We start from the raw sequence: 12,790 nt of genomic DNA, 5'->3' as shown, positions 1-12,790 counted from the left end.
CCTTGACCCGGTGCGTCCTTGGTTCTGGAGGGAACACAACATGGCAAGCATCCGTACCGCCCGTGTCATCGCCGCAGCCGCCGCTCTCCCGCTCGCCGCCGCGCTCTTCGCGGGAGTCGCGACGGCGGACAACGGCGTAGGCGCCCTCGGTACCGGAGTCGGCGGGGACAACTTCGGGAACTCCGCCACCACACAGCAGCAGGCCGTAGGGGCCGGCGCCGAGAACGAGAGCAATACCGCCCAGGTCAACGGCTCCGCGTTCACGACCGTCAACCAGGGCGAGGACAACGTGGCCATCAGCTTCGCCCCCTTCTGGTGGCCGGCGCTCTGACCGCGTAGGCATGGGGGAGATCCGGGGGGACAAGGGGGATGCCGGACAGGGGGGGGAGGACGTCGGTCGCGGCGGCGCTTCGGCGCCGCCGCACCGGGCGGCCGGTCCTCAAGGCGGCGCGCCGTACGTCAGGGGGGACCCGCAGGACCCCTCATCCGCTCGTCCACCTCCAGTAGGTGGGGCGGACCCCACCCCTACAACCTGAGGGGGATCCGGCTTCGGGACCTGCGGGCGATCCGCCGGGCGGGGCCCGCTCATAGCGTGGACGACATGACCACACCCGTCTGCACCAGAGCTTCGAACGCCGCTGCTCCGGCGACGCAGACCCTCCCGTACGCGTCCTTCTCGTCGTACATGAGGGCCCGCCAGCCGGTGCTCCTGCGGACCGCCCGGTCGCTGACCGGTAACCCTAGCGACGCGGAGGACCTGCTGCAGACCGCGCTCGCCAAGACCTACGTCGCCTGGGAGCGGATAGAGGACCACCGGGCGCTCGACGGCTATGTGCGCCGCGCGCTGGTGAACACGCGCACCTCGCAGTGGCGCAAGCGCAAGGTCGACGAGTTCGCCTGCGACGAACTGCCCGAGCCCGACCCGTTGCCCGGCGGCGACGACCCCGCCGAGCAGCAGGCGCTGCGCGACGCGATGTGGCGGGCGATCATGCGCCTGCCGGCACGGCAGCGGGCGATGGTCGTGCTCCGGTACTACGAGGATCTCAGCGAGGCACAGACGGCCGAGGTGCTCGGCGTCTCGGTCGGGACGGTGAAGTCGGCCGTGTCGAGGGCGCTCGGCAAGCTGCGTGAGGACGCTGAGCTGGGGCTTGTTCGGAGCTGAGGGGGAACAGGAGGGGAACCTGACGGAGAACGTCGTCCGGCGGAGCGTGATCGATCATCCGCTCCCCTAGTGACATACCGCGCGGTATGTGCGCACAATCAGCGCAACCCGTACCGACGCCAGGCAATGTCGCCCAGGAGGACGCCGTGCTGAGCACCATGCAGGACGTACCGCTGCTGATCTCGAGGATCCTGACCCACGGGTCGTCGATCCACGGCACTTCGCAGGTGATCACCTGGACCGGCGAGGGAGCCCCGCAGCGTCGTTCCTACGCGGAGATCGGCGCCCGCGCGGCCCAGCTGGCGCACGCCCTGCGCGAGGACCTCGGTGTCACGGGCGACGAGCGGGTCGCCACCCTGATGTGGAACAACGCCGAGCACGTCGAGGCGTACTTCGCGATCCCCTCCATGGGAGCCGTGCTCCACACCCTGAACCTGCGCCTTCCGGCCGAGCAGCTCGCGTGGATCGTCAACCACGCCGCCGACCGGGTGGTCGTGGTCAACGGCTCGCTGATCCCCCTGATCGCCCCGCTGCTCCCGCACCTCAAGACCTTGGAGCACGTGGTCGTCTCCGGCCCCGGCGACCGCTCCGCCCTGGCCGCCGCCGACGTCCAGGTGCACGAGTACGAGGACCTGCTCGCCGGCCGGCCCGTCGCCTACGACTGGCCGGAGCTGGACGAGCGGGCCGCCGCCGCCATGTGCTACACCTCCGGTACGACCGGCGACCCCAAGGGCGTGGTCTACAGCCACCGTTCGATCTACCTGCACTCGATGCAGGTGAACATGACCCAGTCGATGGGGCTGACCGACCAGGACACCTCCCTGGTCGTCGTCCCGCAGTTCCACGTGAACGCCTGGGGCCTGCCGCACGCCACGTTCATGTCCGGCGTCAACATGCTGATGCCGGACCGCTTCCTGCAGCCCGCCCCGCTCGCCGAGATGATCGAGAGCGAGAAGCCGACCCACGCCGCCGCCGTCCCCACCATCTGGCAGGGCCTGCTCGCCGAGCTCACCGCACGCCCGCGTGACGTCTCCGCCCTCACCCAGGTGACCATCGGCGGCTCCGCCTGTCCGCCCTCCCTGATGGAGGCGTTCGACAACCTGGGCATGCGGGTCTGCCACGCCTGGGGCATGACGGAGACCTCCCCGCTCGGCACCGTCGCCCGCCCGCCGGCCCACGCCGTGGGCACCGACGAGGAGTGGGCCTACCGGCTGACCCAGGGCCGATTCCCGGCCGGCGTCGAGGCCCGCCTCACCGGCCCCGGTGGCGAACGCCTCCCCTGGGACGGCGAGTCCGCGGGTGAGCTGGAGGTCCGCGGCCCGTGGATCGCGGGCGCCTACTACAACGGCCCCGACGCCGAACCCCTCCGCCCGGCGGACAAGTTCAGCGAGGACGGCTGGCTCAAGACCGGTGACGTCGGCACCATCAGCGCGGACGGCTTCCTCACGCTGACCGACCGCGCCAAGGACGTCATCAAGTCGGGCGGTGAGTGGATCTCGTCGGTGGAGCTGGAGAACGCGCTGATGGCGCACCCGGACGTCGCCGAGGCCGCCGTGGTCGCCGTCCCCGACGACAAGTGGGGCGAGCGCCCGCTGGCCACCGTCGTCCTCAAGGAGGGCGCCACCGCCGACTTCACCACCCTGCGCGCCTTCCTCCAGGAGGAGCGCCGGGTCGCCAAGTGGCAGCTGCCGGAGCGCTGGACGGTGATCGAGGCGGTGCCGAAGACCAGCGTGGGCAAGTTCGACAAAAAGGTGCTGCGCCGGCAGTACGCGGAGGGGACGCTGGACGTCACGCAGATCTGACCGGAGCGGCTGAGGGACCGGATGTGCGCCGGGCGGTGAGCGCGGGAAGCGCCCACCGCCCGGCGCGGTTCTGTCGGGGCCTGCGCCCGGGAGCGGCCGGCCGGCGCGGGTGACCGGCGGCCGGCCAGGTGGTTGCGGGTGCCCGGCGGCCGGCGCCAGAGGTTCCGGGCCCGGCGCCCGGAACTCGGCGCCCGGAACTCGGCGCGGAGCGCGGTGCCAGGCGGGGCGGTGCCGGCGGTTCCCGTGCCCGATGCGGACGCCCCAGGTGAACGGCGCATCGTCGTCCTGCCCGGCGGACCTCATTCGTCCCGGTGCGCGGCGGGACCGTGCCGGCGGTCCCGGTCCTGCGGACGTTCGGTACCGCTACGCGCCTCGGCGAACGGTCAGTCGGTCCCGGTGCTCACGCGGGACCACGTGCTCGGCGTCCGGCGGACGGACGACTGCCGGTGCCGGCACCGGCGTACGGCCAGTTGCTCACAGCGTTCAGCGTCCAGCGGACGGCGGTCGGTCCCGGGGTCCCGGAGTACCGGACCCCCGCGCCCCGGCGGACGTCAGTTCGTGCCGATGCGGGAGAGCAGATCGACGATGCGGTCCTGCACCTCGTCGCTGGTGGACCGCTCCGCGAGGAACAGCACCGTCTCGCCGGAGGCCAGCCGGGGCAGGTCCGCCGCGTCGACGGCGGCCGTGTAGACCACCAGCGGGGTGCGGGTGAGCTGCCCGTTCGCCCGCAGCCAGTCGATGATCCCGGCCTGGCCGGCCTGCCGGTGCACCTGCATCAGGTCCATCACGACCAGGTTGGGCCGGAACTGACCCGCCAGCGCCACCGCGTCGGCGTCGCTCGCGGCCCGCGCGACCTGCATGCCACGCCGTTCCAGAGTGCCGGTCAGGGCCAGTGCGATCTCCGCGTGCTCCTCGACCAGCAGCACGCGCGGCGGGTGCTGCTCGCTGTCCCGCGGGGCGAGCGCCTTCAGCAGCACGGCGGGGTCGGCCCCGTACGCGGCGTCGCGGGAGGCCTGCCCGAGTCCGGCCGTGACGAGCACCGGCACCTCGGCCGCCACCGCCGCCTGACGCAGCGACTGCAGTGCGGTCCGCGTGATCGGCCCGGTCAGCGGGTCGACGAACAGGGCCGCCGGGAAGGCCGCGATCTGTGCGTCGACCTCCTCGCGCGAGTGCACGATCACCGGCCGGTAGCCGCGGTCGCTCAGCGCCTGCTGCGTCGACACGTCCGGTGCGGGCCACACCAGCAGCCGGCGCGGGTTGTCCAGCGGCTCCGGCGGCAGTTCGTCGTCCATCGGCTGCGGACGCGGCGGGTCCGCCACCTCCACGGCGCCGCCCGGACCGTCCAGCGGCTCGGGTCCCTCGGCGGCGTCCGCGTCGGGCGCCCCTATCGCGTACGAGCGCCCGGTGCCCTCGGCGGACGGCGCGAGCCGGGACTGACCGGCCGGCGTCGGCTGCGGCTGTGCCGGGGACTGGGCGACGGCGGTGGCCGGTGCGTGGTCGGGCTGCCCGGGCTCGGCCGTCGGGTGCGGGCGGGCGCCCTGGGTGCCGGGAGTCTGCGGACCGGCGGGCGTCTGGCCGTTCGTGGCGGCAGCCGCGTCGGGACGCGTGCCGAGCTTGCGGCGGCGTCCGGAGCCGCCCGGCTGGTGCGGGGGAGGCGTGGCCGACGCCAGCGGCTGCTGGACCTGGGTGGCCTGCCGGTTGAACGGCACGCCCTGCCCCAGCGTCCGCACGCTGATCGCCCGGCCCTGCGTCGAGTTGGGGTCCACCGGCGCGGCGGCCTCGGCGGGCAGCGGCTGGGCGGCGGGCCGCCGGTCCGGCGCCGGAGCGCCCTCGGGCGGCAGCGGCGTACCGCCGGACGGCGTGGGCTGCGCGGCGTTCGGTACGGGCGTTCCGGCGCCGGAGGTGTCACCGGCGGCGGGCCACTGCTGCGGGGCCGGTGTGCCGGCGGACGGGGTGCCCTGGGCGGGCGGGGCCTCGGCGGGCAGCGGCTGGGCCGGCGGGAGCGGGGCTCCCGCCGCGGCGGGGTTCTGCGCCGGTGCCTGGGCCGCGGCGTCGGCCGGGGCGGGCGCACCCTGCGGGGGCGCCGCCCCCCACTGTCCGGGGGTACCGGGAGCGGGGACGCCGGGTGCCTGCCCCGCGTCGGCGGGAGGGGCGACCGCGCGCCGGCGGCGGCCCGTCGGCGCGCTGGTGGGGTGCGGCTGCGGCGGGGTGTGGTCCTCGGCCTGGTCGTGCGGCACGGCGTCATGACGCCCGGCGTCGGCCGGCCCGGCGGCGGGCGCGGGGGTCCCTGCGGCAACGGGCTGCGCGGGCTGCCCCACGTCCTGCTGCGCCGAGGCGGCGGTCTGCGGCGGCTGCCCGACGGCCTGCGGCACCTGTGCGGCCGCGGCCTGCTGCGAGGCCGGCGGAACGGGCTGCGGAGCCTGCGGGTTCGCAGCGACGGGCTGAAGATGCGGTGCGACGGGCTGGGCCTCGGGCCCGAGAACCCGCGCATGGGGCGGCACAGGCTGCGCCGCCGAAGCGACGGGCTGCGGAGCCTGAGGAACGTGCGGAGGCTGAGGAACGTGCGGAACCTGGGGGATCCGCGGGGCTTGAGGCAGCTGCGAAGCGTGTGGCGCCTGAGGGGCCGTCTGCCCGTCCGGCACGGCACCCGGCGCCACCGGCCCGCCCGCCCGAACCCCCTGAACGTCCTGCACGCCCGCGACCTCACCCGGCGCCACGGGAACCTGCGGGCCCCCCGCGACCTCACCCGGCGCCACGGCACCCTGCGGGCCCCCCGCAGCCTGCGCCGCAGCGCCCGCCCCCTGCGCCGGAACCGTCGCCTGCGGAACCGGCCCGGCACCCTGCTGGCCAGCAACCCCGGCCTGCGGTACCTGTCCGACCACCTCGGCCTGTCCGGCCGGTGCGGTCTGCTCGTCCTGGTCCGCCCCGGCCGGCGGCAGCGCGAACACCGTGCGCGGGGCCGCCTCCTGGGCCGCCGCCCGCTCGTTCGCGGCGGCCAGCGCCCGCCGGCGCCGTCCCGTCGGCTGTGACTGCTGCTGGCCGGGACCGGAGCCCTGCGCCGGGACGTGCACCGCGACCCCTGCCTGCGGTGCGCCGTCGGTCTCGGCGGCCGCGGGCAGCGCCGGTGCCAGCGCGGGCTGGTCACCGTCCGCGCGCCGGGCCCGCCGCCCAGACGGTGCGGGCACTCCCTGCGGCGGTACGGTCCCGCCCAGTCCCGTGTTGGACGCCGCGGCGCCCGCGGCATGCTCGGCGGCGGTGACGACGGCGCCCTCGGACACCCCCGCCCCTCCCGCTCCGGCGAGTTCGACCTCGGCGCCCGCCGCGGCCGGCGCTGTCTCGGCGGGCCTGCCCCGCCGCCGCCCGGTGCCGCCGGACCCGCCCGCGCCCTCGCCGGACGCCTGGGCCGGAAGCTGTGCCTGCGCGGGTTCCGCGGCGGCCGCCCGGCGCCTGCGCCGGCCGGTGGGCTGCGCGGCCTCCGTGGCGGGGGCGTCGTCACCGCCCGGGGTGTCGCTCTCCAGGAAGGCGTCGACGGACGCACGCCGCGCCCGGCGCCGTCCGCCGCTCGGCGCCGGACCGGCGCTGTCGTCGGCGGGCACCGTCGCGTCCTGCTGCGGGGCCGGCACCACACCCGCCCCGCCGCCGATCGGCACCTCGAGCACGAACGCGCTGCCGCTCATCCCCGGCACCTCGTGCGTCTGCAGCACACCGCCGTGCGCCCGGACGATGCCGCGCACGACCGGCTCGTGCACCGGGTCGCCGCCGCTGTACGGGCCGCGTACCTCGATGCGGACGACCTCGCCGCGCTGGGCCGCCGCGACGACGACCGTGTTGTCCAGGTAACCGCCCGCCGACAGGGGCGTGTTGCCGGTCGCGTCGACGCCGGCGACGTCGGCGACCAGATGGGCGAGGGCGGTCGCGAGCAGACGCGGGTCCACCTCGGCCTCGATGGGCGGGGCGTGGACGGCGAACTGCACCCGGCCGGGGCCGATCAGCTCCACGGCCCCGTCGACACCGGCCGCGACGACGGCGTCGAGCATCACCTTGGTCCGGGCGATCTGCTCGGCGCCGGCGTCCAGCCGCTGGTAGCCGAGGACGTTGTCGATGAGGGTGGTGATCCGGGCGTAGCCGGCCGAGAGGTGGTGGAGGACCTGGTTGGCCTCGGGCCACAGCTGCCCCGCGTCGTCGGCGGCCAGCGCGGCCAGTTCGCGGCGCAGTTCGTCCAGCGGGCCGCGCAGGGACCCGCCGAGGAGGGTGAGCAGCTGGTCGTGCCGGGCGGCGAGGGCCTCGTAGCGGTCCTTCTCGCGCTCGCCGAGGGCGGCGTACCGCTCCTCGTACGCGGCGAGTTCCTCCGCGTGCTTCTCGTGGAGCTCCTCCACCTCGGTGACATGGCTCTGCCGCAGGGCGGTCAGCTCGGAGCCGTGCTCCTCGGCGAGCCGCTCCAGCTCCTCGGCGTGCGCCCGCTCGGCGTCCTCCTTCTCCTGGAGCAGCGCGTCGTAGGGGCGGCGGTCGAGGAAGGTCATGACCGCGCCGACGAGCTGGTCTCCGTCGCGCACCGGCGCGGTGGTCAGGTCGACCGGCAGCTTGTCGCCGTTCTTGGCGTAGAGGACCTGGCCGCGCACCCGGTGCTTGCGCCCGGAGCGCAGGGTGTCGGCGAGCGGGGACTCGGAGTACGGGAAGGGGGAGCCGTCGGCGCGTGAGTGCAGGACGAGCGTGTGCAGCTCGCGTCCGCCGAGTTCACCGGCCCGGTAACCGAGGATCTGGGCGGCGGCCGGGTTGACCAGGACGATCCGCCCGTCGGTGTCGGTGCCGACGACGCCCTCGGAGGCGGCCCGCAGGATCATCTCCGTCTGCCGCTGCGAACGGGCCAGCTCGGCCTCGGTGTCGACGGTGCCGGAGAGGTCGCGGACGACCAGCATCAGCAGCTCGTCGCCGCTGTAGCCGTAACTGTCGTACGTGTGCTGGGTGTTCTCCAGATTCGCACTGGTGACCTCGACCGGGAACTCGGTCCCGTCGGTCCGCCGGGCGATCATCCGGGTCGGCTTGGTGCGTCCGCGGGGGTCGATGTGGTCGGGCCGCCGCATGGAGCCGGGGATGAGTTTGCTGTCGAACTCCGGCAGCAGGTCCAGCAGGCCCCGCCCCACCAGAGCGGTGCCCGGCGCCTCGAAGGCCTCCAGCGCGATGGTGTTGGCGTTGACGACGGTCCCGTTGGCGTTGACCAGCACCAGGGCGTCGGGAAGCGCGTCCAGTATGGCTGCGAGGCGAGCAGCGCCTCGGGATGGCCTGCTGCTCACGAGACGCTTCCTCCCTGTTACCGCGACGTGCCGACCGCTCGGGCCATCTTGCCAACCTGCCCGCAACGTGTCACGCGAGGGAGTCTAAGGGCTGGGGTTGCGCCCGCGACGCCGGATGGGACGGACGTCGCACCGTGAGGTGACGGTGATGTGACGCCCGGTGCGCCCGGCACCCGCGACTGCCTGCGCCGACGCCCCGCGAACCTTCGCGGGACCTTTACGCCCTCTGTGCACCGACTGTCCGTCCCGTCTCGGGCAGCAGCGGCACCAGCCGGTCCCAGCGGGCGATCGCGCACCCGTTCGTACGGTCGTACGTCGCGTCGACGGGGCGGCCGGCCCAGGTGCCGGTGATCCGGGCGGTGGCGGGCCCGCCGTACTGCATGGTGCACACGGCGTCCCGCGGCTGCGGCGCGAAGGCCTCCTCCCCCCACCGCGTCTGCCGTCGGACGGCCGCGCAGGCCCCGTCGGGGTCGGGGTGGCTGCCTCCGCTGGGCCGGCACCGCACCTCGTACGTCCCGTCCGCCCCGTCGCCCGCGTCGCGCACGGTCACGGTGAGACGGTCGCCGGGCGGATCCGACGGCCGGGCCTGCGCCGGGGAAGGCGCGGCGGCGAGCGAGGCGACGACCGCGACGAGGGCGGCGCCGGCGGCGGTGAGCCGGCGCTTCGGCGACCGGAGGGCGCCCGGGATCCGGGCCGGGGACATGGCGTGCTCTGTGAAGGGAGACATGCCGTGATCAACGCGCCGGCGCGCGGGACGTTGCGCCACGACGACGTGCCGGTCGGAAGGGCTTTGCCCTGCGGGCTTCCCGCCTAGTACCGTGGGGGGCGATTGGTGACACCCCAAGCGGTTGTGTCATCATCGGCACGCACCACCCACTCGCGCCCACGCGCGGCAGGTTGTGCATGGAGGCGTCGCCTAGTCCGGTCTATGGCGCCGCACTGCTAATGCGGTTTGGGTCTTAAAGCCCATCGAGGGTTCAAATCCCTCCGCCTCCGCCCCGATGACGAAGCCCCGGCCCCAGCGGCCGGGGTTTCGTCGTTGCCGCCCCGACAGTCCGCGTTTCCGCAGGTCACAAGGGGTAGGGCTAACGGATTTCACATGGCGGCGGCAGTCATGTAATGTTCTTCCTGTCGCCGCGAGCGGGCCGAAAGGGCCGGGAAGCGGCGGTAAAACTGAAGAGACAAGCACTCGTAGCTTAACGGATAGAGCATCTGACTACGGATCAGAAGGTTGCAGGTTCGAATCCTGCCGAGTGCACACAGGTCAAAGGCCCCGCCGGTTCGCCCGGCGGGGCCTTTGACATCAGCGGGTGACATCAACGCCTAGATCGGCCGAGCGGGCGACGTCATCAAAGCGTCCGACTACAAAACCTCATCGTTGTCGTCAGGCCCGAGTGCGTCGTCCATCCGATCGGCAGCCGCGCGCAACGTCGTATCCATTACGTGCGCATAGGTGTCGAGCGTCATCGTGATGGTGCTGTGGCCGAGTGTCTCCATGATCGTGCGAGCGTCCACCCCTCGTGAGAGCAGGAGGGAGGCGCACGTGTGCCGTAGATCGTGGACCCTGACCCGCCGCACGTTCGCGTCCCTGCACAGGATCGTCAGCATCCTGTTGAGACTGCGAGGGTCGATGACCCGCCCTGTCTGTGTGGTGAAGATCAGTCCGTCCGGCTGCCCCGGTGCCGGCTGCCACTTCTTGCCTGCGACCTTGCGTTCGCGCTCCTGCTGCTCGCGGTGCTGGGTGAGCGCTCGCACGAGGTGCCGCGGCACGGACACCGTACGGACGGACCGTGTGGTCTTCGGCGTCCCGAAGAGGAGTTCCCGCCGGATGCGCTGCACGTTCCGGCGCACCCGGAGCTGTCGGTTCATGAGGTCGATGTCCGACCACGTGAGCGCGAGCGCTTCCCCTCGCCGTAGCCCGGTCGACACGAGCAGCAGCCACAGGGCGTACAGCCGGTGGGCGCGGGCGGTCTTGAGCAGGATGCGAGCTTCCGCACTGTCCAAGGGGCGCACCTCCTTGGGGGTGACGGTCGGGGTCTCGACGATGCGTGCGACGTTTCGAGCGATCAGCTCTTCGCGCATTGCTTGCTGTAGGGCGGACCGGAGCACCGCGTGTACGTACTGGACGGTCCGAGTGGACGGAAGCCGCTTGCAGCACTTGCCGACCGCGCAGCATCCGCGCTTTTCCTCGGGGCGCTCGTGGTCAGCGCCGCGCAGGCAGCAGAGACAGGAGCCCTTAAACTCGGTCAGGAAGCGGCGTACGTCCGCCGGCGAAAGGCGGTTGAGTCGCTTCTTGCCGAGTGCCGGCCGGATGTAGAGCCGGGTCAACCCCTCGTAGCTGTTGAGCGTGGCGGGCTTGAGCCGTTCCGGGGCGATGGTGGCGAGCCAGTAGGTCAGGTAGTCGCCGAACGCCATCGTTGAGGACGCGGCCGGGATGCCCTGGCGGGTCTTCTCCTGCAATTCCGTGAGCTTGTCTGCCACTTCCTCGCGGGTCTTGCCGTAGACGAACTTCCGCGTTCGCGTCCCATCCGGACGGTAGACGTAGGCGGCAGCGTGGTAACGGCCGTCGGTGCGCTTGGTGATCGTTCCTTCGCCGTTGGCGCGTCGCTTTGCCATCAGGCGGCCTCCTCCAACTGGTTGCGCATGTACTCACGGACGGCGTCGACCGGGATGCGGCGTGCCCGGCCGGCGGTGAAGCTAGGGAGCTGCTTGGAGCGGATGAGGTCGTAGACCTTGCTGCGGCTGAGACGAAGCGCTGCCATGACTTCGGGAACCTTGAGTGCTTCGTGGCTGGCGGGCGTGGCGGTGGTCATGCGGTGGCTCCTCTAGGACTGTCATCGGGGGTCCCTCTGAGGGCCGCTACTTCCGCTACCTCCGCTACCTCGCAGGTCAGGGGCCTGATCGGGGTAGCGGGAAGGGGTAGCGGTAGCGGATGGGTAGCGGCGCGGTAGCGGCAACCGGGGCCGGTTGCCGCTACCGCGTTGGTGCTGGTCAGGCCACGTTTTCGGTGCCCGGTAGCGGAGGTAGCGGACTTTCCGGGGGTGGGGGGCAGTAGCGAGCCCACGCGTCCCACAGATCGGCGGCGTAGTAGCCCTTGAGGACGCTCCCGGCGGTCTTGATGTTGCGGGAGGCGATCGGCTCGTTGTCCGCCGTCATGTACTCCGCGAGCATCCGCCCCAGGCGCCGGTTGTCCAGCGGCTTGCCGTGCAGGTCCGCCCACGGAGCGTCGTCCAGAGCGTTCAGCCGGTCCAGAATTGCGACCGTAGGAAGCCGGTCGATGCCGACCATGACGTGGTCGCGCAGGTCGGTGAGCAGCCGGACGCCGAGACTGCCCTTGTCGTTGACCTTGGACGCGGTGACCAGGGCGACGCAGGCTTCGCGGGCCCGGTCGGGCCAGTGGCCGCCGGCGGCGTCCGCGATCGCGAGCAGCGGTTCCCACACGTCCGCCGGCCGGTCGGTGACCCCTTCCGGCATCTCGGGCCACGCTCCCACGACGGATGCGCGGGCCTGCTCTGCCCAGGTGGCGAGCCGGTCACGAAGCTTGTGTCCCTCGGCCTCGTGGACGCGGGCCCGGAAGGGTTCCACCTTCTCGTTGCGGGCCCGGCGGCGCATGCGGATGACGACGGCCCGGCTCATGATCGTGTCGGGCAGGGAGCCGAGACCGGCGACCGCGACCGCGCAGTACGAGGGGAACGCCTGCACCGTCTGCTGCCCGCCGTCCCCGATGCACCGGTAGGTGACCCCGGTACGGCGGTGGCCGGCGTTGAGAAAACCGCGCAGTTCCTCGTTGTCCCCCGCCTTCGGCCCGAAGACCGTGTCGATCTCGTCGAACAGGATGGTGGGCTTGCCGTTGCCCGCCGAGACCGAGCGGAACAGCGCGGCGGCGGACGCGTTGACGGCGGTCATGGGCTGCGGCACGAGCGTTTCCACGATCTCCAGTGCCCGCGTCTTCCCGGACCCCGGTTCGGGGGACAGGAAGGCGATACGGGGCGTGGAGTCGAAGCAGTCGAGCAGGTGCGCGTGCGCGTCCCACAACGCGACCGCGACGAACGCGGCCTCGGTGGGAAAGACGTTGAAGCGGCGGTGGAAGGCTTCCACCTCGTTAAGCAGCGCGGCGCCGTCGATGGCGGTCATGCGGCGTGCCTCCCTTCACACGGCGGGACGGGCGCCCCGGTGCAGGCGGAGCGGTGGGCGTCGTACTCGGCGACCAGGTCGGCGACGGCGGCCGGGCCGGTGGCGCTGCCGGTCACCCCGCAGACGCAGGCGTAGGCGGCGGTGGGCAGGGCGCCGGGGCGCGTCGACCAGCGGGCGCCGTCGTGGTGGTGCCGGTAGACCGGCGGGGCGAAGATCCGGATACCGGACGCGTCCGGGGTCGGGTCGCCCCCGGGCCGGACCTGGGATCGGTTCGAGAGAAGAGCAGTTACGACGCCCTTACGGGCGGCGCCTTTCGGCTCGCCCACGCCCGTCGCGTCCACAGGCTGTGGAGCGGCGTTCGGGTCGCTCGTGGTCGGGGTGGGGCAATCCAGGGCGGGGGG

9 protein-coding genes and 2 tRNA genes are annotated in these 12,790 nt (G+C 73.2%); 5 read left to right on the top strand and 6 right to left on the bottom strand.

All coding sequences use genetic code 11. The features are described 5' to 3' along the window. The first annotated feature begins 40 nt into the window (after positions 1-40). From ACIF8S_RS17085 to ACIF8S_RS17075, 3 genes are all read left to right on the top strand, one after another. A complete protein-coding gene (locus ACIF8S_RS17085; protein ID WP_037640528.1) occupies positions 41-331 on the top strand; it encodes a hypothetical protein in 291 nt (96 codons plus the stop codon). Between the two features lie 270 nt (positions 332-601). After that, complete coding sequence (locus ACIF8S_RS17080) at positions 602-1,162, top strand: SigE family RNA polymerase sigma factor (RefSeq protein WP_399999891.1); 561 nt, start codon at positions 602-604, stop codon at positions 1,160-1,162. An 86-nt stretch (positions 1,163-1,248) separates the two neighbouring features. Further along, entirely contained in the window at positions 1,249-2,964 is a 1,716-nt protein-coding gene (locus tag ACIF8S_RS17075; protein WP_399999890.1) for a long-chain fatty acid--CoA ligase, read from the top strand. A 551-nt stretch (positions 2,965-3,515) separates the two neighbouring features. Here ACIF8S_RS17075 and ACIF8S_RS17070 read toward each other — a convergent pair. Next, a complete protein-coding gene (locus ACIF8S_RS17070) occupies positions 3,516-8,186 on the bottom strand; it encodes a PAS domain-containing protein (RefSeq protein WP_400000065.1) in 4,671 nt (1,556 codons plus the stop codon). A gap of 286 nt (positions 8,187-8,472) precedes the next feature. Next, positions 8,473-8,982, bottom strand: a complete 510-nt coding sequence (locus tag ACIF8S_RS17065; RefSeq protein WP_399999889.1) for an SSI family serine proteinase inhibitor — start codon at positions 8,980-8,982, stop codon at positions 8,473-8,475. Between the two features lie 178 nt (positions 8,983-9,160). Here ACIF8S_RS17065 and ACIF8S_RS17060 point away from each other — a divergent pair. Both ACIF8S_RS17060 and ACIF8S_RS17055 read left to right on the top strand, forming a co-directional pair. Then, a tRNA-Ser gene (locus ACIF8S_RS17060) sits at positions 9,161-9,251 on the top strand. 189 nt (positions 9,252-9,440) lie between these two features. Further along, a tRNA-Arg gene (locus ACIF8S_RS17055) sits at positions 9,441-9,513 on the top strand. Positions 9,514-9,617: 104 nt separating this feature from the next. Here the strand turns inward: ACIF8S_RS17055 and ACIF8S_RS17050 are convergent. The 4 genes from ACIF8S_RS17050 to ACIF8S_RS17035 all read right to left on the bottom strand — a co-directional run bounded on the left by ACIF8S_RS17050 (position 9,618) and on the right by ACIF8S_RS17035 (position 12,715). Beyond that, positions 9,618-10,871 carry a tyrosine-type recombinase/integrase gene (locus tag ACIF8S_RS17050; protein WP_399999888.1) on the bottom strand — a complete coding sequence of 418 codons (1,254 nt, stop codon included), beginning with the start codon at positions 10,869-10,871 and terminating at the stop codon, positions 9,618-9,620. Continuing rightward, positions 10,871-11,068, bottom strand: coding sequence for a helix-turn-helix domain-containing protein (locus tag ACIF8S_RS17045; RefSeq protein ID WP_399999887.1), 198 nt, complete (start codon positions 11,066-11,068; stop codon positions 10,871-10,873). The genes ACIF8S_RS17050 and ACIF8S_RS17045 overlap by 1 nt, the downstream gene beginning before the upstream one ends. A gap of 178 nt (positions 11,069-11,246) precedes the next feature. Further along, on the bottom strand, positions 11,247-12,389 hold the full coding sequence (locus ACIF8S_RS17040) for a DUF3631 domain-containing protein (RefSeq protein WP_399999886.1): 1,143 nt from the start codon (positions 12,387-12,389) through the stop codon (positions 11,247-11,249). Then, positions 12,386-12,715: a hypothetical protein gene (locus ACIF8S_RS17035; protein ID WP_399999885.1), complete on the bottom strand. Its 330-nt coding sequence runs from the start codon at positions 12,713-12,715 to the stop codon at positions 12,386-12,388. The genes ACIF8S_RS17040 and ACIF8S_RS17035 overlap by 4 nt, the downstream gene beginning before the upstream one ends. Between the last annotated feature and the right edge of the window lie 75 nt (positions 12,716-12,790).

The sequence above is a fragment of the Streptomyces sp. NPDC085937 genome, assembly GCF_044540535.1.
In the GTDB taxonomy this organism is placed as follows: Bacteria; Actinomycetota; Actinomycetes; order Streptomycetales; family Streptomycetaceae; genus Streptomyces.
This window is presented reverse-complemented; position numbering and strand designations above follow the sequence as displayed.

Coding starts and splice junctions, on each gene's coding strand:
- ACIF8S_RS17085 (WP_037640528.1), top strand. CDS start 41: ATGGCAAGCATCCGTACCGCCCGTGTCATCGCCGCAGCCGCCGCTCTC.
- ACIF8S_RS17080 (WP_399999891.1), top strand. CDS start 602: ATGACCACACCCGTCTGCACCAGAGCTTCGAACGCCGCTGCTCCGGCG.
- ACIF8S_RS17075 (WP_399999890.1), top strand. CDS start 1,249: ATGTGCGCACAATCAGCGCAACCCGTACCGACGCCAGGCAATGTCGCC.
- ACIF8S_RS17065 (WP_399999889.1), bottom strand. CDS start 8,982: ATGTCTCCCTTCACAGAGCACGCCATGTCCCCGGCCCGGATCCCGGGC.
- ACIF8S_RS17050 (WP_399999888.1), bottom strand. CDS start 10,871: ATGGCAAAGCGACGCGCCAACGGCGAAGGAACGATCACCAAGCGCACC.
- ACIF8S_RS17045 (WP_399999887.1), bottom strand. CDS start 11,068: ATGACCACCGCCACGCCCGCCAGCCACGAAGCACTCAAGGTTCCCGAA.
- ACIF8S_RS17040 (WP_399999886.1), bottom strand. CDS start 12,389: ATGACCGCCATCGACGGCGCCGCGCTGCTTAACGAGGTGGAAGCCTTC.